The organism is Corynebacterium sp. p3-SID1761 (assembly GCF_055862885.1).
The window spans coordinates 77497-99582 of the sequence record NZ_JBSQBJ010000006.1; the positions used below are offsets into that span (position 1 = coordinate 77497).

A 22086-nucleotide genomic window follows, 5' to 3' on the forward strand; every position below is an offset into this window, starting at 1 on the left:
TGTTTACTTCTCCTTCTTAGCGCCGTAGCGGGAACGTGCCTGCTTGCGGTCCTTAACACCCTGGGTGTCGAGGGAACCACGCACGATCTTGTAACGAACACCCGGGAGGTCCTTCACACGACCACCGCGGACGAGCACCATGGAGTGCTCCTGCAGGTTGTGGCCCTCACCCGGAATGTAGGCGGAAACCTCGATACCGGAGGTCAGGCGAACACGAGCGACCTTACGCAGTGCGGAGTTCGGCTTCTTCGGGGTAGTGGTGTACACACGGGTGCACACACCGCGGCGCTGCGGGGAGCCCTTCAGCGCAGCAGTGGCAACCTTCGTGCTCTTATCGTGACGGCCCTTGCGGACCAGCTGCTGAATAGTTGGCATAGATGAACTTTCTTTCGGTTCTTTCGGTGCAGTATCGCAACGCGGCCACCGAAGTGGTGACTGCCCTGCGGGTTGAGCATTTGTAGCTTTGGGGATCCCAAAGGATGCGCACACACGAAAAATAAGGGGCTCTTCCTTACGGGGCCTCTTCCGTGGTGTATCACCCCACGCAATAACGTGGAGATCCCTGCATCGCACTCCAGCTGCACAACCGGCCTAGACGTTAGCCCGGCATAAACCTCGGCTAACCTGTGGCCACCACTGCACCAGCGGAGACAATACAATCTACGGGGAAGAAGTTTAGTGCACCTTGTGCCAGCTACCAAATCCCATTTTCTTAAACGCACTGGCCTACAATCATCGCGATGTTTCCTTACCCGTTCGACCTTGCATCCATCGGCGAGGGGCTACCCGCCGCCGAGCTGCTCCCCCGAATCCCCCAACGCGGCCCTTTGGTGGTGGAAGCACCGCCGGGAACTGGTAAGACAACCCTAGTCCCTCCAGCACTCTCCAATATTTTGCAGAGCTCAGTGCAAACAGCCCCTCCGCAGAAAGTACTCGTCACCGCGCCTCGTCGCGTGGCCGTCCGCGCGGCTGCCCGGCGCCTTGCGCAATTGGACGGCACCCGCGTCGGTGACCGGGTCGGTTATAGCATCCGCGGCGAACATCACCCAGGAACTCTCGTGGACTTCGTCACCCCGGGTGTGCTCCTCAATCGCCTGCTTGCAGACCCCGCCTTAGAGGGCGTGGGTGCGGTCCTCATCGACGAAGTCCACGAGCGCCAATTGGACTCCGACCTTGTGTTGGCCATGTGCCAGGAAGTCGCCATGCTGCGTGAAGGCGACCCCACCGAGGAGCTCTACCTGTGCGCCATGTCCGCCACTGTCGACACGCAGAAGCTCGCGGAGTACATGGGTGCGCAGGTTGTATCCACTCCAGCAGTCACCCACCCCCTCGAGATTTCTTATCACCCTCACCCCGAACGTGCACAGGGCTCACCCGCTTTCTATCGCCATGTTGCCAAACTCGCACAACAGGCTATCGACAACCAGCGCGAGTCTGGTCACGCGGATCACCGCACACTCGTTTTCGTCCCCGGACGTAAAGAAATCGACTGGGTCTGTACCCACCTCCCCGACGCTGCCCCGCTGCATGGCAGCTTGACGTCCCAGGAACAAGACGCAGCACTGACCGGAGACTCCCCCATCGTGGTCGCGACCTCCATCGCCGAATCTTCCCTGACTGTTCCCGGTGTCCACGCGGTCATCGACGCAGGCCTTTCTCGCACACCCCGCCGCGACCAAGCACGCGGGATGTCCGGGCTTGTCACTACCTCCACTTCCAGAGCTAGCGCCGATCAACGTGCTGGTCGCGCAGGGCGCCTTGGCCCAGGCCAGGTCTACCGTGCTTACTCTGCCGCTGACTACTCCCACTTTGCACCCGACATCACCCCGGAGATCCTCTCCTCGGATCTTGTCGCCGCTGCTCTCACGCTCGCCGCATGGGGTTCCCCCGATATCTCTCTTCTCGACGCCCCGCCGGCCGCAACTCTCACCGTTGCCCACCAGGAACTGCACTATCTGGGTGCCCTGGACTCAAAGGGTTCCATTACCGAGTTAGGCCAGAAGCTTGCGCGCATTCCCGCCGACCCACGCCTCGGAGCAGCCCTGCTGGCGCACGGCTCAGGCGCAGCCAAAGTTGTCGCGGCGCTGGCTACCGGTTTGCAAGGGGATCTGGCCGAAGCAAAGCCACCAGCTTCCGAGGTCCGTCGCTTCGCCCGGATGGTGAATGACCATGGCCCGGCTACTCCGGGCGACATCGTGGCCTCTGCCTATCCCGACCGTGTGGCCAAACTCGTGGGCACAGACGCCGACCAGGCAGTGTATCTGCTGGCCTCCGGCACCCGTGCCATACTGGCCCCTGAGTTGCGCCGCACACTCAGTGGCTCCGAATGGCTGGCAGTGGCAGAAGTGCAATTAGGACGTACTCCCCTGATCCGTGCCGCAGCAAGCCTGCAGCAGCCAAGCTCATCGCAGATCCGGGAAGACGTCACCGCACACATAACTGAAGGCAAGCTCCGGGCCCGGCGCACCCGCCACCTCGGAGCCATCGAGCTTTCCAGTACGCCAGTTTCGGTCAGCGAACTAAGCGAGGCAGATAGGCACCAGGCCGTCGCAGCCTTAGCAGCCGAGGGACTTGGGTGGCTACAGATGACGGAGGGGGCGTCAATAGTAAAAGAGAGAGTCGACTACCTGCGTCAGCAACTGGGGGAACCTTGGCCGGATCTTGCCACAGGCGATTACACGCCAGAGGCCGAGCGAGTGGTCGCGGGCGAAAGAATCGCCGATATTGACGCCTACCAGGCGATCATGCGCCAACTCCCGTGGCCCGAGGCCGGGCGAATGGATGAACTGGTGCCGGAACGGCTGGAAGTGCCCAGTGGGTCTGCACCGAAGATTGGATACGAGACCGGACGACCGATCGTGCGCGTCAAGCTGCAGGAATGCTTTGGACTGGCGGAATCCCCCACTATTGCAGGTAAAAAAGTTCTGTTCCACCTGCTTTCGCCAGCGGGGCGCGAACTAGCTGTCACCGATGATCTTAAAAGCTTCTGGGACGGCCCTTACCAGGGCGTGCGCAAAGACATGCGGGGGCGCTATCCGAAGCACCCATGGCCCGAGGATCCATGGTCGGCGACAGCAACAAAGAAGACTAAACGCGCCTTAAGGAACTAGGAAATCAGCGCGGTGGCGCGAAATTAGCGACGCTTGCTGCCGAATGTCTTGGTGAAGTTCAGACCCCGGATCGGGGTGTGGATCGTCACGGATTGGCGACCGTCGGCGCGCTGGGTAATGCGCATCGGTCCGATACGGGTGGAACCACCCACTCCGCCGGAAGAGGTGTTCACCTTGAACGGACCGAAATTTTTGGAATCTCGAAACATAAAGCCCATGCAGCACATGATAAGGCACCGCAAGAAAAAGCGGGTACTTCCCCTTGCGTTAGGGAAGCACCCGCTCTAAGCGAACCTACTGATTCGCGCTGGAGACTGAATTACATCAGATCCATATCGTCCAGCGGCACGGCTGCGCCGGTGAACTCACCGTAAGTGTCGTCGGCGTAGAAACCATCGCCGAAGGAGGACGGCAGGGAGTAAGCCGCTGCGCGGGCCTCCTCGGTCGGCTCAACACTGATGTTGCGGTAGCGCGAAATACCCGTACCGGCCGGGATCAGCTTACCGATGATCACGTTTTCCTTCAGACCGATGAGCTTGTCCGAACGCTTGTTGATAGCAGCGTCGGTAAGCACGCGGGTGGTCTCCTGGAAGGAGGCCGCGGACAGCCAGGACTCGGTTGCCAGGGAGGCCTTCGTGATACCCATGATCTCCGCACGAACCTCTACCGGACGGCCGCCAGCCTTCACGGCTTCCTTGGACGCTGCCACTGCATCGGCGTGATCCACCAGGGAGCCCGGCAGGAACTCGGTCGAACCGGAGTCGATGACCGTCACGCGGCGCAGCATCTGGCGCACGATGATCTCGATGTGCTTATCGTGAATAGCCACACCCTGATCGCGGTAGACCTTCTGCACCTCGTTGATGAGGTGCTGCTGCACGCCACGGCGACCGAGCACACGCAGGACCTCGTGCGGATCCGCAGCGCCCTTCAGCAGCTGCTGCCCCATCTTCACGTGGTCGCCATCGCGGATCGGGCGCTCTGCACCACCGTTATTCAGCGTTGCCAGGCCCTGACGCTTCGACAGCTTCTCGTACACCACATCGTCGGAGCCGTCGTCCGGCTCGATGGTGAGGGTGAAGAAGTTGTCGTCGTCCTCGATGCGAACCTTGCCGTCCACCGAAGCGATCGGGGACTTCGCCTTCGGCACGCGAGCCTCGAACAGCTCCTGAACACGCGGCAGACCACCGGTAATGTCGCCACCGACACCACCGAGGTGGAAGGTACGCATCGTCAGCTGCGTACCCGGCTCACCAATAGACTGAGCTGCAACAATACCGACAGCCTCACCGATCTCGACCTTCTTGCCGGTCGCCATAGAGCGGCCGTAGCAGGTGGAGCAGACACCGGTGTTGGTAGCACAGGTCATCACGGAGCGGACCTTTACTTCCTCCACACCAGCGTCGAGGAGAGCCTTCAGCTCTGCCTCGCCAATGACGTCGCCCTCGGCGACGATAACGGTGCCGTCGGAGGCGGTGGCGTCGCTAGCCAGGTAGCGACCCAGGACAGACGTCTCGACGAAGTCTGCAGGGGTGTAGTTGCCGGTCGGGTTGCCCTCAGCGTCCAATACCGGAACGGCCACAGGGGTGACAGCGCCCTGCTTGGTGCCACAGTCGTCTTCGCGCACGATGACGTCCTGTGCCACGTCCACCAGACGACGGGTCAGGTAACCCGAGTCAGCGGTACGCAGCGCAGTATCGGCCAGACCCTTACGGGAACCGTGGGAGTTGTTGAAGTACTCGAGCACGGACAGACCTTCACGGAAGGAGGTCTTCACCGGACGGGTGATGTACTCACCACGGGAGTTGGTAACCATGCCCTTCATGCCGGCCAGGGTCCAGATCTGACGCATGTTACCGGCAGCACCCGACTTCACGATCATCGGAATCGGGTTGTCGTCCGGGTACAGATCCTCAACGGACTGACCAACGAAGTCGGTAGCTTCCTTCCACAGGTCCACCAGAGACTGGTAGCGCTCGGCCTCATTGATCTTGCCGCGTGCCATCTTCTTCTCGATGACGCGAGCCTTGGCCTCGTAGCTGTCCAGAACTTCCTGCTTGTTCGGCAGCACCAGCACGTCGTGCATGGTGATGGTCACACCGGAGCGGGTAGCCCAGTAGAAACCAGCGTCCTTCAGCTTGTCCACCGTCTGTGCAACGGTGATCATCGGGTACTTCGCCGCAAGGTCGTTAATGACGGCAGCCTGCGGCTTCTTCGCCATGACGCCCTCTACGTATGGGTAGTTCCACGGCAGCAGCTCGTTGAACAGCACGCGTCCCAGGGTGGTCTCCGCCAGCCAGGTCTGGCCGCGCTGCCAACCATCGGGGAACAGCTCCGTCTCGACCTCAGCGGTCGGACGCAGGTGGTTGATACGCACGCGGATTGGAGCCTGCAGGCCCAGAACACCACGGTCATAAGCCATGATTGCCTCGGCCAGGGAGGAGTAAACGCCCTGTGCAGGGCCTTCCTCGGTAGCCGCCGCGTAAGCGCCCTGGCCACCGAACTCTTCTGGCTTCTTCAGCAGGGTCAGGTAGTACAGGCCGGTCACCATGTCCAGACGCGGCATAGCCAGCGGCTTACCGGACGCCGGGGACAGAATGTTGTTGGAAGCCAGCATCAGGATGCGAGCCTCGGCCTGTGCTTCGGCACTCAGCGGCAGGTGAACAGCCATCTGGTCACCGTCGAAGTCTGCGTTGAAGGCCTCACAGGCCAGCGGGTGCAGCTGGATAGCCTTACCCTCGACCAGGATCGGCTCGAAGGCCTGAATACCCAGACGGTGCAGCGTAGGCGCACGGTTCAGCATCACCGGGTGCTCAGCGATGGCCTCTTCCAGGACGTCCCACACCTCAGGGCGCTGGCGCTCCACCATGCGCTTTGCGGACTTGATGTTCTGCGCGTAGGACTTCTCCACCAGACGCTTCATCACGAACGGCTTGAACAGCTCGAGAGCCATCAGCTTAGGCAGACCACACTGGTGCAGCTTCAGCTGAGGACCGACGATAATCACGGAACGGCCAGAGTAGTCCACACGCTTACCCAGCAGGTTCTGGCGGAAGCGGCCCTGCTTGCCCTTCAGCAGGTCAGACAGGGACTTCAGCGGACGGTTGCCCGGGCCAGTAACCGGACGGCCACGGCGACCGTTGTCGAACAGTGCGTCGACGGACTCCTGCAACATGCGCTTCTCGTTGTTCACGATGATCTCGGGGGCGCCGAGATCCAGCATGCGCTTCAGGCGGTTGTTGCGGTTGATGACGCGACGGTACAGGTCGTTCAGGTCGGAGGTCGCGAAGCGGCCACCGTCCAGCTGCACCATCGGTCGCAGCTCCGGCGGGATCACCGGGATGCAGTCCAGAACCATGCCGGCCGGGTCGTTTCCGGAGCGCAGGAACGCAGCGACAACCTTCAGACGCTTCAAAGCGCGCAGCTTCTTCTGGCCCTTGCCGTCACGAATGATCTCGCGCAGAGCCTCAGCCTCGGCCTCAAGGTCGAAGCTACGGATCAGGGTCTGGATAGCCTCCGCGCCCATGCCACCGGTGAAGTAGTCCTCGTAGCGGTCGACCAGCTCGTTGTAGATGTTCTCATCCACAATCATCTGCTTCGGAGCCAGCTTGACGAAGGTGTTCCAGATCTCGTCTAGGCGATCGATCTCGCGCTCGGCGCGCTCACGAATGTGGCGCATCTCGCGATCGGCTGCGCTCTGAACCTTCTTCTTGGCGTCGCTCTTAGCACCTGCTGCCTCGAGCTCAGCAAGATCGTCTTCGAGAGTCTTGGCGCGGTCGGCCAGCTCTGCGTCGCGATCCTGCTCAACTTCCTTCTTCTCCAGCAGCATCTCTGCCTCGAGCGTGGACTGGTCGTTGTGACGACCCTCCTCGTCGACGGAGGTGATGATGTTGGCAGCAAAGTAGATGATCTTTTCCAGATCCTTCGGAGCCAGGTCCAGCAGGTAGCCCAGGCGAGAAGGCACGCCCTTGAAGTACCAGATGTGGGTAACAGGAGCGGCCAGCTCGATGTGGCCCATACGCTCACGACGAACCTTGGACTTGGTCACCTCAACGCCACAGCGCTCACAGATGATGCCCTTGTAACGAACGCGCTTGTACTTGCCACAGCCACACTCCCAGTCGCGGGTCGGGCCGAAAATGCGCTCGCAGAAGAGGCCATCCTTCTCCGGCTTCAGGGTGCGGTAGTTGATGGTTTCAGGCTTCTTGACCTCGCCACGGGACCAACGACGGATGTCGTCAGCGGTCGCTAGCCCGATGCGAAGCTCATCGAAAAAGTTGACGTCCAGCACGTGGACTTCCTTTCCCCTCCTCTTAGCGGAGGGCTTTGGGTAGTTGCGGCGCTTAGCTGTGTTGTTTGTCGGGCTAAACGCCGAAAATACGGCGAATGTACGAAAGTCAGATGTTTAGGGTCGTCAACGCCCTAGCTGACATCCATGTCAGCATCCGGACGCTCGTCACGGGACAGGTTGATGCCCAGAGCTGCGTTAGCGTTCTCCAGCTCATCGTCATCGTCAGAGGACAGCTCCATCGGGGTGCCGTCAGCGGCCAGAACCTCAACGTTCAGACACAGCGACTGCAGCTCCTTCAGAAGAACCTTGAAGGACTCCGGGATACCAGGATCCGGGATGTTCTCGCCCTTCACGATCGCCTCGTACACCTTCACACGACCAACCACGTCGTCGGACTTGATGGTCAGGAGCTCCTGCAGGGTGTAGGCAGCGCCATAAGCCTGCATTGCCCACACCTCCATCTCACCGAAGCGCTGGCCACCGAACTGTGCCTTACCGCCCAGTGGCTGCTGGGTAATCATGGAGTAAGGACCAGTGGAACGAGCGTGAATCTTCTCATCGACCAGGTGGTGGAGCTTCAGCATGTACATGTAGCCCACGGAAACCGGGTACGGGAAGGGCTCGCCGGAGCGGCCGTCGATCAGGTTGGACTTACCGAAGTCGTCGACCTGACGCTCACCGTCGCGGTTCGGCAGCGAAGAGCGGAGCAGCCCTGAAAGCTCGGCGTTGGAAGCACCGTCGAACACCGGGGTAGCCGTTAGAGAGTCCGCCGGAACGTCGTAAAGCTCCTCTGGCAGGGTTTCCAGCATCTTCTGGATCTTCGGATCCTGGGACTCGGTATCGACCTTCCAGCCGGCCTTAGCCAGCCAGCCCAAGTGCACTTCCAGAACCTGACCAATATTCATACGACGCGGCACGCCGTGAGTGTTCAGGATGATGTCGATCGGGGTACCGTCCGGCAGGAAGGGCATATCCTCCTGCGGCAGGATCTTGCCCACGACACCCTTGTTGCCGTGGCGACCGGCGAGCTTATCGCCGTCCTGGATCTTGCGCTTCTGAGCAACGTAGACGCGAACCATCTCGTTGACACCGGCTGCCAGGTCGTCATCATCTTCGCGGGAGAAGACGCGGACGCCGATGACCTTACCGGTCTCGCCGTGCGGAACCTTCATGGACGTATCGCGAACCTCGCGGGCCTTCTCGCCGAAGATGGCGCGCAGCAGGCGCTCTTCCGGGGTCAGCTCGGTTTCACCCTTCGGGGTGACCTTACCGACCAGGATGTCGCCGTCGCGGACATCGGCGCCGATGCGGACGATACCGCGATCGTCGAGGTCTGCCAGGACGTCTTCGCCCACGTTAGGAATGTCGCGGGTGATCTCCTCCGGGCCCAGCTTGGTATCGCGGGCGTCAATCTCGTACTCCTCGATGTGGATCGAGGTCAGGACGTCCTCCTCAACCATGCGCTGGTTCAGGATGATGGCGTCCTCGTAGTTGTGGCCTTCCCACGGCATGAAAGCAACCAGCAGGTTCTTACCCAGTGCCATCTCACCGTTGTCGGTACCCGGACCATCAGCCAGAACCTGGCCGGCCTCAACGCGGTCACCTTCGTCCACCAGTGGCTTCTGGTTGTAGCAGGTGCCCTGGTTGGTGCGCTCGAACTTGCGCAGCATGAAGGTATCGCGCACACCTTCATCGTCCATGACGGTGATGTAATCGGCGGAAACGTACTCCACCACACCGGCCTTCGGAGCGATGATCATGTCGCCGGCGTCGTACGCAGCGCGCAGCTCCATACCGGTACCCACGTACGGGGACTCGGAGCGCAGCAGCGGCACAGCCTGACGCTGCATGTTGGCACCCATCAGCGCACGGTTAGCATCGTCGTGCTCGAGGAACGGAATCATCGCAGTTGCCACGGAAACCATCTGTCGCGGCGACACATCCATGTAGTCCACCTCGGTGTACGGGACGACCTCCACGTCGCCGCCGCGCAGGCGAACCTCAATGCGCTCCTCGGTGAAACGGTGATTCTCGTCGAACGGAGTGTTCGCCTGAGCAATCACGTGGCGATCTTCTTCATCCGCGGTGAAGTAGTAAACCTCATCGGTGATCTGCCCATCCACAACCTTGCGGTACGGGGTCTCGATGAAGCCGAAGGGGTTCACGCGGGCGAAGGAAGACAGGGAGCCGATCAGACCAATGTTCGGGCCCTCAGGGGTCTCAATCGGGCACATGCGTCCGTAGTGAGACGGGTGAACGTCGCGAACCTCCAGGCCAGCGCGTTCACGGGACAGACCGCCCGGACCCAGCGCAGAAAGACGACGCTTGTGGGTCAGGCCAGACAGAGAGTTGTTCTGATCCAGGAACTGCGACAGCTGGGAGGTGCCGAAGAACTCGCGGATCGCTGCGGAAACCGGACGAACGTTGATCAGGGAGGTCGGCGTGATGGACTCCGCATCCTGGGTGGTCATGCGCTCACGCACTACACGCTCCATGCGGGACAGGCCAACGCGAACCTGGTTCTGGATCAACTCGCCTACGGTACGCAGACGACGGTTGCCGAAGTGGTCGATGTCGTCGGTATCGATCGGAATCTCGGTACCGTCCGGGGAAGTCATGGACTTCTCGCCTGCGTGCAGGCGCACCAGGTACTCGATCGTGGTCAGAATGTCCTCTTCAGTGAGGATCATCACGCCATCGGTATCGCCACCCAGGCCAAGCTTGCGATTCACCTTGTAACGACCAACCTTGGCCAGGTCATAGCGCTTCGGCTTGAAGAAGGAGTTTTCCAGCAGAGCCTGTGCAGAGTCGCGCGTCGGAGACTCGCCCGGACGCTGCTTGCGGTAGATCTCCAGCAGTGCCTCGTCGGTGTTGTCCACGCCGTCCTTTTCCAGGGTGGACATCATGATTTCGGAGAAGCCAAAGCGGTCGGTGATTTCCTGCGTGGTCAGGCCCAGAGCCTTCAGCAGAACGGTTACCGGCTGACGGCGCTTGCGGTCGATGCGCACGCCAACGGTGTCGCGCTTATCAACGTCGAATTCCAGCCATGCGCCGCGGGAAGGGATCACCTTCACAGAGTGCAGCGGACGTTCGGTAGAGGCGTCGATAGAAGCGTCAAAGTACACGCCCGGGGAACGGACGAGCTGGGACACGACAACACGCTCGGTGCCGTTGATGATGAACGTGCCCTTGTCCGTCATCATCGGGAAATCACCGATGAAAACGGTCTGGGACTTGATCTCACCGGACATGGAGTTGGTGAATTCCGCGGTCACATACAGGGGTGCCGCGTAGTTGATGTCCTTATCCTTCGCCTCGTCGATGGTGGACTTCACGTCATCGAAACGGGGCTCGGACAGGGTAAGGGACATGTTCTCGGAGTAGTCCTCGATCGGAGAAAGCTCCTCGAGAATCTCCTCAAGTCCGCTCATGATGCGGACGTCCTCCCCTGCCTCAGCTTGGGCACGGGCGCGCCATTCAGGCGTGCCAACGAGCCAAGCGAAGGACTCTCGTTGGAGGTCTAGAAGGCCTGGAACCTCAATCGGAGCATCGATCTTCGCAAAGCTGTGTCGCTGCGGAGCTCCGGGAATTCCGGCCACTGAGCTGGTCTGGCGGGAGACTGCCAAGATGGGTCCTTCCAGCACAACATCGGTCGGCACTACGTGGTGGAGCTGTAGTGCACGGTCGTGATTGTGTGTGTACGGTCTCGTGATGGTCGATTTAGATGGATTTTCCCTGCCAAACTATCGCCACGCAGAAACGACTAAACGACCTTGTCAAATGGCCTTTTTGGCACGTTTGGCAAAGTCTGCTTTTCGAGCAATGCTCTCGCATCGCGTCTACGCAACCCGATAGTCGTTTCGTCGAAGCGAATAGCTCAACAATTCAAATCCAGCGCAACGAACTATCCTATAGCATCGCTGCGCGATTGTCTAGGCTCCGTCTGCAGCCCCCGCTGCTCTTTCCTCAGCCTGTTCTTCAGTCCGTTTTTCAGCCGCCTTCTCGGCCGACTTCTGAGCCGACTTTTGAGCCTTTCGCTCAGACCACTGCCGAGCCCGCCTCTTAGCTCGGATCCACAGGACCAACACGACGGATGCTGCTGCCACAATAACACCCGCAACGATCAATGCAAGACCCCATTTGTCGGTGTGCCGCTGACCACTGACTTCCATGGCCTGATCCAGCATGGACGACGTCACCCTCTGTGGCGTCTTACCGTGGAACTTCAACAGGTTTTGCACTTCCTTGCCCGAGCTGTCTCGGTACGTGTCCTTGATGTCCTCCTCGACGCCGACCAGCAGACCCGATTTCGGCTCCACAGTTAGCTCTCGCCACCCCTCGTGGAACAGCTGCGCACGCTGAGGCTTCCCATTCTCTCCTTCAACAGTGATGGTGTTGCGGATACCCGCATACTCCTTAGCTACGGACGTGGCAGGGATTTCCTGACGGAACACGTAAAGCTCGTGATCGTGACCATCGGCAGTGGTCACCGTGCGAGTACCAGTGAACTCGGCGGGCAACGCGCGACGTAGCGTCATATCGAAATAGTCATAAGAACGCTGCTCCGTCCCCTGTGGGAACTTGGCCCAATAGCCGACAATCTCTCCCTCAGTCGCGGGAGTAGCAGGAGTGTCGGATACCTTCGCTCCGCCCTTAGCCTCACCGGATCTACGATCCACAGTGAAGCTCCACACCTGTGCATCAAGCAGAGATTTCAGGTCGTCCTTGACGTCGGTGCGAGCCGTAGTGACGCCTACTCGAGCGCTCGCCTCCTCATCGGTCGCAGGCTCCTCCAAAGTGATCTTGAACTGCCTATTGACCGGCGCCGTAACGTCCTTCTTCCCATCCAAGCCCTGGTAATTCGGGCCAATCACCGCCGCGGGATCGTTCAGGGTAATCGTCGTCGCAGCCAGGTCTAGCGGTACCGCTTTCTCGTTCGACACCACCTTCGGAAGCATGACGCCCACAGTAATCAGCGCAACGCCAATCAGTGCACCGAGCGCACCCAGTATGTAGAGGCCTTTGCCGGTCCCCTTCGTGGAGCTGGAATCTTTCGTCACTTCTCTGCCACCATCTGCGTTTTAGTTCTTTCGCATACCCACAACAGCAAGCACGCTTTCAATATTGTCCTCCTAGCGTAGCAAGGCAACAAAAAACCGCCGGAAACCACAAAAAGTGATTCCCAGCGGTTTAGTTCAATCGCACCGTCGGCACGTGGCCGACGTGCGGAAAGTAAGACGAGCTTACTTGAGGGAGACCTTAGCGCCAGCCTCTTCCAGCTTGGTCTTAGCAGCCTCAGCGTCGTCCTTGGAAGCAGCCTCCAGGATGGCCTTCGGAGCACCCTCAACCAGCTCCTTAGCCTCCTTCAGGCCCAGGCCGGAGACGATCTCGCGGACAACCTTAATAACGCCGATCTTCTTAGCGCCTGCGTCCTCCAGAACGACGTCGAACTCGTCCTTCTCCTCAGCAGCAGCGCCGCCCTCAGCGCCACCAGCAGCAGCAACGGCAGCAACCGGAGCAGCAGCGGTAACGTCGAAGACCTCTTCGAACTCCTTAACGAACTCAGACAGTTCGATGAGGGTCATTTCCTTGAAAGCCTCGATGAGCTCGTCCTTGGTGAGCTTAGCCATGATGGCATCCTTTCGTAGTTGCGCCGGAGAGTCAGAAAGTGTTGGTGACCCAACCGGCAAAGTGGTTTATGTCTTATGTGTGTGGGGAAGGAACTTACTGTTCCTTCTTCTCCTGCAGTGCAGCGGCCAGGCGTGCAACCTGGGATGCTGGTGCGTTGAACAGGCCTGCGGCCTTTGCCAAGGAACCCTGCATGGCACCGGCCAGTTTGGCCAGCGTGGTTTCGCGATTGTCCAGCTCGGCGATTGCCTCAACCTGAGCTGCATCAATCGTGGCACCGTCCATGTAGCCACCCTTGATCACGAAGTTCTTGTGATCCTTGCCGAAGTCCTTCATAGCCTTCGCAGCATCTACGGCCTCGCCGTTGATGAATGCGATAGCAGTCGGACCAGTCAGCAGGGACTCATCAAGCTCAATGCCAGCTTCGCGTGCAGCCAGCTTGATCATGGTGTTCTTGGCGACGGAGTAGGTAACTTCCGAACCCAGAGCGCGACGCAGCTCGGTGGTCTCAGCCACAGACAGGCCACGGTACTCGGTCAACAGAGTGGACTGAGCCTGCTCGAAGCGTGCCTTGAGCTCTTCCAGCGAAGCGGTGTTCTTCGGATTAGCCATACTCTCGCCTCCTTCCTGATGTATACGGTGTACGTTTTACGCAATACGTCCACCGACGATCATTGTTGAAGGGCAACACTGTACATAAACGACAAAGCGCCTTGTTTTCCGGCGTGATACGCAAGAAGCACAAGGCGCATTCGTAGGATCCCCGGCTTTTAAAGGCTGGAATCCGATCCGAACGTCTAATCGTGTTACCTGCGTGGGCCGTCATCTATGACGATGATCCTTCAATCTCCTGTCCACATTCTCCCTTTTAAGGAATATGTAGACGGTGATGACCGACGGTCTTCGGTGAAAACTTGACGTTGCTGATCTCGTTGTTGATCTAGTCAAACTTCCTCGAAGGAGGTTACACCCCTGTCCACAACTTCTCCAAATCGCAGCTTTTACCTCTATCAATTCTTTCGTTTATAAAACTGGAGGATCCCCATTTAGTTACCCTTGGGTTTTATGGACGCATTTATCCCCAAGTTCCTATCCAGCCTGCGACGCGACAATCCCCTACCGGAGGGCGTCAATAAATGGGAAGAACCTTTAGACGGCAGAACACCAACGGTGCTGATCCACGGCACGTGGCTGAATGCTTATAACACGTGGGATTACATCGCCAAACACCTCATCGCGGCGGGCCACCCCGTTTTTGCCGTGAACTACGGCAAGGATCGATCCGCGATCACAGGAAAAGCCGCGGGCGTATATGCGAACAATTTCCTGCGCACCTCCCAACTGGAGGTCGCAGCCTTTATCGACGAGGTTATCGAGCGCACAGGGGCGCAGAAGGTGAACCTTGTGGGACACTCGCAGGGAGTCGCTCAGGCGCGCCTTTACCTCTCCGATTCCGGCGGTGCGGATCGGGTGGACGTGGCTCGCAATAAAGTGGCTCGGCTGATCGGCGTAGGGCCGGCACACCATGGCACCACGTTGTCTGGCATATCGACACTGGGCGACCGGATCGACCCGAACAATAATCTTGCTGGGTTCCTGGAGAAATTCCTTGGTGGTGCCGCTATCGACCAGCGCGTCGGCAGTGAGTTCGGTGATTACCTGAACCGCGAAGGCGACACCACGCCGGGCGTCGACTACACGATGATTACGGCCAAGTACGACGGTATTGCGACGCCCCGTTTGAAGCAGGTGATGGTTGCGGGTGAAGGCGCCCGGGTGCGCAACCTGAGTGTGCAGGATGGTAACCCGCTGGATCTATCGGGGCACCTGGCAATGCTCTATTCGCCGCGTGTGGTTGATTTGATCTTGGAAGCTCTGGCACCGGGCGACGACGGCCCAGAGACTTACCGTGCAGCCAACCCGCTGAAGCGCGGGATGGTGCTGCCTTTGATGGGAGAGTTCCGGCTGCCGCGGAGGCGCGGTTAGCGCTCCTGGCCTTCAGCCCAGCCGTCCTCCTCATAGGTGCCTTCTGCATAGGCCTGCTCAGCGCGGTCCCGGCTGATTTCCCGGTAGGCCTGCAGAAGTTGCATGGTGTGAGCTCGCTGCATATTGCGTGCCGCCACAAAGAAGAGCAATGCGCCACCGAGAAGCCCCATCAGGCCTAAGCCCAACAGGAAACCAGTGGTCCAGCCACCGCTGGTGAGGGAATCCAGGAAGGATTCGGCGGCAGTCTTTTTGGTCTCCACGTTCTGTGCACCATCGGAGTGCGCAGGTGCGGCGTTGCCATTGTGCTGCCCCTGGGCGGCGTTGATGCGGTGAATGCCACCACCGCCGCCGGCCTCTTCACCTGCTGCCTCGCCCTCGACGCTGCCGGCTTCTTCGGCGATTCCAGCATCCCCAGCACCACCGTCCGAGGCGGAGGCGATGTCACCACCAGCAGAACCGCTAGACACATCCGCCGCTCCATTGCTACCCCCGGTAGAACCGCCACTCACGGAGTGTCCACCACCAGTACCACTGCCGCTCGTTCCGTTGGAACCGGAGCCATTACTTGCACCACCATTGGATGCAGCGCCTGCAGCGTTGGAGTGTCCATTGGACATACCGGTCGCTGTGCCGCTGGATGCGCCGGTCGCTGTACCGCTCGCTCCGCCATCGCCGCTTGCACCATTGCCTACACCACCCGCGGCGGTGTTGCTGGAGTTGTTCTTAGCATCCGATTGTGGAGACTTGTTGTTTCCACGCAGTGCCTCGATACCACCGACAATCGTGTCCATGTACTTGCCGATCTTCACGTTCTCGCTATCGAGATGCTTCTGGAGCTCCTGTAGCTCCTCGAGCCCAGACTTACCGTTCTTTGCGTTACCTTCTTCACCGCAACTGTCCTTGATGACGAAGAAGGTCTCTAGCTCCCTATCGAACTTCTTGCCATCCACGGTGGTGCCTTCGTAGCGGAAGACGACTCGATACGCACCCGGCTTGGTGAAGAGGAACTGCTGGTGATTGTGAGCGCCCACCGAATAGTGAAGCTTGTTTTCACGGTGCTCAGAATCGAGGCGGAGTCGGGTATCCAAGCCAGTGGATTCCAATGTCACCATTCGACCCGGCCCCTCGAAATCCTTAATGGAGAGGTCCACTCCTTCCTTCGCGGAGTTCAGGTGCTCGGTGGAAAAGCCCAGCCACGGAACATCGCGGTTTTCTTGCTGCGCCTGTGGCAAGGAAATGGCGCTGTTGCCCAGCTCCTCGCGGTACTCATCCGGCACGCGCACCTTAGCCTTTGGACTATTAACCAGGAAGATGAAGCTGCCGGACTCGCGTTCCTGAACATTTGCCGGATCCGCACCGTCTTTGAGGAAGGTGTGCGGGTCTGCATCCGAAGCATCATTGGTACCCACGCCTAGATCCATGTGGCCGCTGGGGATCACCGCTCTCTCAGTACCTTCATTGGATCCAAAGGCCTCGTCAATCTCCCCACGGACTTCCTCATCGGAGACCTCCTTCGGAGTCTCGCAGGAGGTTTCCGTTTCCTCCGTGCCATCCTCGGGATCGGTCGGCTCCTCGGCACCTTCTTCACCGGTTCCGGCATCTCCGGAATCCCCGGTTGTGGGATCAGTCCCCTCGGTCGAATCAGTCGGAGCCGTGGGATCGGCCGGATCAGCCGGATCTGTAGATTCAGTATCCGAAGGCTGCCCCGGCTTATCCCCCTCATCCGGCTTCTCCTTGTCAAAGGGCGCGACGGGCTTTGTGATCTTCTCCAATCCCGTCGTTGTTCCCTCCGGCAATCCCACCTGCTTGTCGCTACCCACCAGCCAATTGATGGTGCGCTCAGCGGACTTGACGGTGGTGCCGTCGGACTTCTTCACATCCCAAGCCATCGTCAGCTGGTACAGCCCCGCTTTAGAGAAAGTCCAGTTGAAGTGTCCATGTCCACCGACCTCATAGTCATAGTCTTTGAGGCCATCCTTGGTGGAAAGCACGCGCTCTGGGGTAGGCGTGCCGGAATTGTGGAAGAAGACCTCCATGTTGCCGGGACCGGAGAACTTCTTCATGTGGAAGTGCAACGCCCCCTCTGCGAAGTCCTTTGGCACCTCTACCTCATGCGCCGGATCAAAGGCACCCAGGCCGGCCCAGATAGGGCGCCATTGGGAGGAAAAGTCCACGGCCTGCGGGGCATTCCACAACACCGTACCGGGCTTCCCCAGGAAGGACAGCGCCTTCTTGTTCGGCACCTTAATGCGGGAGACTTCCCTACCGTCAACTGCGTCGGGCGCCAGGCGCAGGCAGACGTCGTCGGCCGGAACGGGTTGCTGCCCGTCCACGACCATCACATCCGGCTTACCTTTGTTGTACGTGCCGTAGATCGCATCAACATGCGCCTTGTACAGCAATTTTTTGCCTGCGCACACATGCGGTTTACCAGTTGCAGTGTTCTTTACATCCTTCCCCACGGTCGGCCCGCTGCTGACCTCGCCGGGCTTGTGTCCCGTCGGCGTCGCCTGCGCCCGCTGCAGGATATCGGCGGTCTGATGGTCACTGCGTAGTGGTGACGCCGCATTCCACGCACCGAACACCACCGTCAACACCAGCACTCCCAATACCGCCAACATAGACTTGGCCGCCCACATCATCCGCGCGGACTTATGCTGGCTGCGCTTGAGCTCGGCAAGGTGTGCCCGTTCAAGGCCATTCAGCTGCTTCGACCGCAGCTGCTTGAGAAGATCACGCTTATTCTGCATCAGTAGCTACCACCTGTGAGGGGTTGTTGGATTGTTTGGCGGCGCGAATGGGCGTCGCTAGGAAGAAAGAGAGGAGGAAAACGAGGGTGAGAACCAGGACGATCGTCGCACCCGTAGGCACATCAATGGCCCATGAGACATACACGCCGACGAAGGAACCGACCGTACCGATGAGCGCACTCAAGGCCATCATCACGACCAGTCGGTCGGTCCATAGACGTGCAGCAGCAGCCGGGGTAATCAGCAATGCGAGCACCAGGATGTTGCCAACGGTGCGCACCGACATCACCACTGCAGCTGTGACAGCCAGGTACAACACCACATCGATCAGCAGCACGCGGATTCCCATGGCAGCTGCTGTCTCGCGATCGACGGAGACGGCAACGATCTCTTTGTGCAAGGCAGCCACCACAACGATCACGGTGACTCCGACGACGGCGCTGAAGATGATGTCCTCGTTGGACACACCCGTAATAGAGCCGAAAAGGAAGCTATTCAGGCTGGCCGTGTAGCCCTGCACCTTCGAGATCACTACCAAACCCAGCGCAAAGGCTGCGGCGAAGAAAATACCGATGACCGTGTCCTCTTTGACACGCCTGCGCTGCGAGAACAGGGCGATCAGCAAAGCGACCACGGCACCGGCAATCGCGCCACCGGCGATGACAGAAAACTGCAAAGCAAAAGCGATTGCGAGGCCGGGGAACACGGCATGTGCCACCGCATCACCGATAAAAGCCATACCGCGCAACACCACATGGGTTCCGATAACGCCACAGACCAATGCAGAAAGCACCGCCACAAGCAGCGCCTTCGGGAGGAAAGCCAACGCAGGGTTGGTCAGGTCGGCCAAGAATTGGGAGAAGGAAATCATTGTGACAACCCCACTCCCCGCAGCAATGGCGAATCAGGTTGAACGTCAAAAGTCTCCATCCACGGCTCCGCATTCTGCAGTTCGCTAGGCGAACCATCAGCGATAATCCGCCCGTTCAGCAACACCAGGCGATCGCATACATGCACCGCCTGTGCGAGGTCGTGGGTGACCATGAGGATGCTCATGCCATCGGCGGCCAAGGACTGCAGGATCTCCACCAAAGCTTCGATGCTGGGGAAATCCATGCCTGTGAAAGGCTCGTCCAATAGCAGCAGAGTGGGTTCCACGGCCAGGGCGCGGGCTACCAGCACGCGCTGACGCTGGCCGCCGGAGAGCTGTCCGATGGGCCGATCCGCCAAATGCTGCAGGTTTACGCGCTTCAAAGCATGTGCCGTCGCCGCGAAGTCCGCCCGGCGGGATCTACGCAGAGGACCAATCAGGCCCGCACGGCCATTGAGTACCGTATGGCGCACGTCGATGGGATAATCCCATGCGAACTCGTGGCGCTGTGGAACATAGCCCACGCTGGCGGCTTTGATGCTGCCTTTGGTGCGCGGAATTAGCCCCAGGATGCTGCGCATCAACGTGGTCTTGCCCGCGCCGTTCGGCCCCAGCAGGCCAATCAGCTCACCGGGACGTGCCTCCAGGTTCACATCGGTGAGGATCTGCCGTCCCGCAAGGCGCACGTGCAGGTCCGCTATCTGGAGTGCGGTCACTTCAGCTGACCCCACAGTTCGTCCTCAATGCGCTTGCGCTCCTTGGCGCCCTTTCGCAGGGAAAGGAAGCCAAGCACCAACACAGCGACGACCACCACGCCCACACCAACGAGGATCCACGGCAGGGCGGAAGAGCTCTTCTCCGAGGAGTCCTCGTCACTGGCGTTGTTCGAATTTCCATCGGCGCCGTTGTCGGAGTTGGAATTGTTGGCATTGGCAGCGTTGGCGTCACCCGAAGAAGCAGCACCGGCCTTCGGCAGCTCGCCTTCCCAACCAGAGTTCTGGGCCTCAGCAGGGTCCACTCCCACAGCGAAGGTAAGCACCTTCGTCGTGGTCTTCTCAGAGCCATCCTTCATCTTCACTCGCACTCCCATCGCAACGCGATGCACTCCCGGCTCGGTAAAAACCCAGTTCGCATGGGTGTGCGTATTGAGATCCACCCAGAGATCCTGCGGAGTGGGCTGCGCGGAGTTCCACAGCTCCTGGGGCTTTTCGAAACCACCGGCCTGCAGGAACATGCTCATCTGTCCCGGCCCCTGGTGACCCAGGTACTCCATGGTCACACCGCGGTTTGCCTGTGCGATCAGTGCCGGGGATTGCGTGTTCCATCCCAGCCACGGCACGCCCTGCACCTCGGTCTGCGGCAACACCCAGACTTCCTGCCCCGGCTGCGCGCCGGTGAACTCATAACCGCCATCGGCGGGCAGCTGCTGCTTGGCCTTGTCAGATACGTCGAAGACGACGTCATCCAACACACGCCACACGGGCTTTTCTTCCGCATCGTCACGCAGCTGCACATCCAGCTTTCCACCGTCCAAACGCATGCCCAGGTCCGCATGGCCGCGATCGAATACATGCGCAGTGCCGGCGGGGATGTGCTCTTCCTTGTCCGTCACAGTTTGCTTCAGCGCGGGATCTTCTGCTCCCTGCGCCCCTTGCGCCGCTGCCACCGGCAGAACCACTGGAGAGCCTGCTGCTAATACTCCCCCGGCTAGCAGCATGGCCGTCGCCGGCGCCAGGAAAACCTTAGCTGCTGAATTCTTGATTGTTGCCATTACTCTTTTCCTCTTGTCGTCTGACTTTTGTGTTCGTCGGTTGTTCTAAAAGTTCTTGAAGGACGTCTTCGACGCTTCGCCCGCGTGGCCATCGACCCCACTGCGACTGCGAATCATGCGCTGCTCAGGCAGTCGGCCATCGACTCGGCATTGGTGCGCATCAGATCCACATATGTCGGGGCTTTCTCGTCGAGAGTGTCGCTGCGAATCTGGCATACGCTAACTCCCAATCGGTCGGCGATTTGCTGTAGCTCACGGGTGCGCCCCGCCATCGTCGGCTCGATAAACACCGCCGGAACCTTCAGGTTTTCCAGAGTGCGAGTCAGACTCACAAGGTCCCGTGTACTCGGCTCGATCTCCGGGTTCGGAGTAACGAAACCTGCGACATCCAAGCCGTAGGCGTCCGCAAAATAGGCATAGCCATCGTGAGCCGTCACGAGGTGGCGGCGGTGCTCCGGAACTGTGCGGATCTCGCCTTTGATTTCACGATCAAGGCGATCCAGCTGATCCAGGTAGTTCTGCGCGTTCTCCTGGTAGTCCGCGGCGTGATCGGGATCCACAGTAATGAGCTTGTCGCGAATCACCTTCACGTATGCCATCGCATTCTTCGCGTTGTGCCACAGGTGCGGGTCGAGCTCGCCGTGGACGTGCTTGCCCAGCACAGCCTGCGGCAGCAGGTACGTCTCATCCCCAGCGTTTCCGAGAAAGCGGAAAGTTGGGTCTCCCGGGATCGGCTGCAACGTCTGGTTTGGCACGTTGACCACTGCTTGCTTGGGGTCGAAGGTGCCGCCGTCGCCTACGAGGTTGATGCTGTTTTCGTCCGCATTCACCGAAATGTCGTAGTGCCCACTGTCTATCTTTTTGGACGCCCCGTCATCCGTGCCCACATTGAATTTCACAGTTTGGTCCGCGATATGCTGCGGCGGTTTGCCTTCATCCGGAACCAAAGAAGCACGAAGGTGCAGGGTGTATGTGCCAGGTTTGGAGAAAGACCAGCTCATGTGGGTGTGCGCGTCGACAGGCAGCGTGGCGGTATCGCCCTCGTAGCCGCGGGAGGCATCGAAACCATCGCGGGAGTTGAAGAACACTTCCGGTTGACCAAATGTTCCGGTGATATACGCCGCAGAATCTCCTGGCCCTTCAACATCAGTGACGCTGAGGTGCATTTCGGAGTGTGCGGAACCACCGTGTTTAGCGCCAATGCCCTGAGCTCGAATGCCCAGCCACACCGTGTCGAGCGCCATGTTCTCCACCAGCGGGATAACTGTGGCGCCCTGGTTGGCCGCGACATCCGCGAGAGACACGACCTCCACACCGGGCAATACACCGTTGTCCATGGTTCGTAGCACCGACTGTTGTTCCAACAGAAGCCCGTTATTAAAGGCAATATCGGCGTTGGCGAGATTGCGCACATCACGCAGGGTTAGTTCGTAGGAGTGCGGATCCGCGGTGTTCGGAATCAGCGAAGTTACACGGGCGGAGTCTCCCGCCACGTGGCGAGCGATATCGGCGATGATTGGGGTAGAAGCCACGACATCGGTGATGCCATCCTCGCGGCTGGGCAGGCTTTCACCGCCTGCCACCGCACAGCCCGCCAAACCGGTAGCCAGCAGCGCTGCGCTGACATTTGCGCAAAGGGATTTGGCTGCTCCCCTACGCGATGAATCGTGACGCTCCAT

At 59.7% G+C, this 22086-nt stretch carries 14 protein-coding genes; 2 read left to right on the top strand and 12 right to left on the bottom strand.

What is annotated here, in order from left to right; genetic code table 11:
* Positions 1–3: 3 nt before the first annotated feature.
* Complete coding sequence (rpsL, locus tag ACWXWJ_RS05015; protein ID WP_034971062.1) at positions 4–375, bottom strand: 30S ribosomal protein S12; 372 nt, start codon at positions 373–375, stop codon at positions 4–6.
* Between the two features lie 365 nt (positions 376–740).
* On the opposite strand from rpsL, the gene ACWXWJ_RS05020 reads away from it, so the two are divergent.
* A complete protein-coding gene (locus ACWXWJ_RS05020; RefSeq protein ID WP_473963717.1) occupies positions 741–3110 on the top strand; it encodes an ATP-dependent RNA helicase in 2370 nt (789 codons plus the stop codon).
* A gap of 23 nt (positions 3111–3133) precedes the next feature.
* On the opposite strand, the gene ACWXWJ_RS05025 is transcribed toward ACWXWJ_RS05020, so the two are convergent.
* The 6 genes from ACWXWJ_RS05025 to rplJ form a co-directional block, all read right to left on the bottom strand.
* On the bottom strand, positions 3134–3328 hold the full coding sequence (locus ACWXWJ_RS05025) for a DUF4236 domain-containing protein (RefSeq protein ID WP_005292014.1): 195 nt from the start codon (positions 3326–3328) through the stop codon (positions 3134–3136).
* Positions 3329–3429: 101 nt separating this feature from the next.
* Entirely contained in the window at positions 3430–7401 is a 3972-nt protein-coding gene (locus tag ACWXWJ_RS05030) for a DNA-directed RNA polymerase subunit beta' (RefSeq protein WP_473963718.1), read from the bottom strand.
* 131 nt (positions 7402–7532) lie between these two features.
* Positions 7533–11045, bottom strand: a complete 3513-nt coding sequence (gene rpoB, locus ACWXWJ_RS05035) for a DNA-directed RNA polymerase subunit beta (RefSeq protein WP_293791660.1) — start codon at positions 11043–11045, stop codon at positions 7533–7535.
* Between the two features lie 288 nt (positions 11046–11333).
* Positions 11334–12461 carry a cell envelope lipid trafficking protein PgfA gene (gene pgfA, locus ACWXWJ_RS05040; protein ID WP_473963719.1) on the bottom strand — a complete coding sequence of 376 codons (1128 nt, stop codon included), beginning with the start codon at positions 12459–12461 and terminating at the stop codon, positions 11334–11336.
* Between the two features lie 183 nt (positions 12462–12644).
* Positions 12645–13031: a 50S ribosomal protein L7/L12 gene (gene rplL, locus ACWXWJ_RS05045; RefSeq protein WP_473963720.1), complete on the bottom strand. Its 387-nt coding sequence runs from the start codon at positions 13029–13031 to the stop codon at positions 12645–12647.
* Positions 13032–13125: 94 nt separating this feature from the next.
* A complete protein-coding gene (gene rplJ / locus ACWXWJ_RS05050; protein WP_448307842.1) occupies positions 13126–13641 on the bottom strand; it encodes a 50S ribosomal protein L10 in 516 nt (171 codons plus the stop codon).
* Positions 13642–14094: 453 nt separating this feature from the next.
* Between rplJ and ACWXWJ_RS05055 the strand changes: the two genes are divergently transcribed.
* Positions 14095–15015, top strand: a complete 921-nt coding sequence (locus ACWXWJ_RS05055) for an esterase/lipase family protein (protein ID WP_473963721.1) — start codon at positions 14095–14097, stop codon at positions 15013–15015.
* Here ACWXWJ_RS05055 and ACWXWJ_RS05060 read toward each other — a convergent pair.
* The 5 genes from ACWXWJ_RS05060 to ACWXWJ_RS05080 form a co-directional block, all read right to left on the bottom strand.
* Positions 15012–17765 (bottom strand): choice-of-anchor M domain-containing protein, encoded by a 2754-nt coding sequence (locus ACWXWJ_RS05060; RefSeq protein WP_473963722.1) that lies wholly within the window; start codon positions 17763–17765, stop codon positions 15012–15014. The two genes, ACWXWJ_RS05055 and ACWXWJ_RS05060, sit on opposite strands and share 4 nt — an antisense overlap.
* Entirely contained in the window at positions 17755–18636 is an 882-nt protein-coding gene (locus ACWXWJ_RS05065) for an anchored repeat-type ABC transporter permease subunit (protein WP_473963723.1), read from the bottom strand. The genes ACWXWJ_RS05060 and ACWXWJ_RS05065 overlap by 11 nt, the downstream gene beginning before the upstream one ends.
* Positions 18633–19352, bottom strand: coding sequence for an anchored repeat-type ABC transporter ATP-binding subunit (locus ACWXWJ_RS05070; RefSeq protein WP_448307837.1), 720 nt, complete (start codon positions 19350–19352; stop codon positions 18633–18635). The genes ACWXWJ_RS05065 and ACWXWJ_RS05070 overlap by 4 nt, the downstream gene beginning before the upstream one ends.
* Positions 19349–20407, bottom strand: coding sequence for a choice-of-anchor M domain-containing protein (locus ACWXWJ_RS05075; RefSeq protein WP_473963724.1), 1059 nt, complete (start codon positions 20405–20407; stop codon positions 19349–19351). Before ACWXWJ_RS05075 ends, ACWXWJ_RS05070 begins: the two co-directional genes overlap by 4 nt.
* Positions 20408–20520: 113 nt before the next feature.
* Positions 20521–22086 carry an anchored repeat ABC transporter, substrate-binding protein gene (locus tag ACWXWJ_RS05080; protein WP_473963725.1) on the bottom strand — a complete coding sequence of 522 codons (1566 nt, stop codon included), beginning with the start codon at positions 22084–22086 and terminating at the stop codon, positions 20521–20523.

Coding starts and splice junctions, on each gene's coding strand:
- ACWXWJ_RS05075 (WP_473963724.1), bottom strand. CDS start 20,407: ATGGCAACAATCAAGAATTCAGCAGCTAAGGTTTTCCTGGCGCCGGCG.
- rplL (WP_473963720.1), bottom strand. CDS start 13,031: ATGGCTAAGCTCACCAAGGACGAGCTCATCGAGGCTTTCAAGGAAATG.
- ACWXWJ_RS05065 (WP_473963723.1), bottom strand. CDS start 18,636: ATGATTTCCTTCTCCCAATTCTTGGCCGACCTGACCAACCCTGCGTTG.
- ACWXWJ_RS05025 (WP_005292014.1), bottom strand. CDS start 3,328: ATGGGCTTTATGTTTCGAGATTCCAAAAATTTCGGTCCGTTCAAGGTG.
- ACWXWJ_RS05020 (WP_473963717.1), top strand. CDS start 741: ATGTTTCCTTACCCGTTCGACCTTGCATCCATCGGCGAGGGGCTACCC.
- ACWXWJ_RS05080 (WP_473963725.1), bottom strand. CDS start 22,086: ATGGAGCGTCACGATTCATCGCGTAGGGGAGCAGCCAAATCCCTTTGC.
- ACWXWJ_RS05055 (WP_473963721.1), top strand. CDS start 14,095: ATGGACGCATTTATCCCCAAGTTCCTATCCAGCCTGCGACGCGACAAT.
- rpsL (WP_034971062.1), bottom strand. CDS start 375: ATGCCAACTATTCAGCAGCTGGTCCGCAAGGGCCGTCACGATAAGAGC.
- rplJ (WP_448307842.1), bottom strand. CDS start 13,641: ATGGCTAATCCGAAGAACACCGCTTCGCTGGAAGAGCTCAAGGCACGC.
- ACWXWJ_RS05060 (WP_473963722.1), bottom strand. CDS start 17,765: ATGCAGAATAAGCGTGATCTTCTCAAGCAGCTGCGGTCGAAGCAGCTG.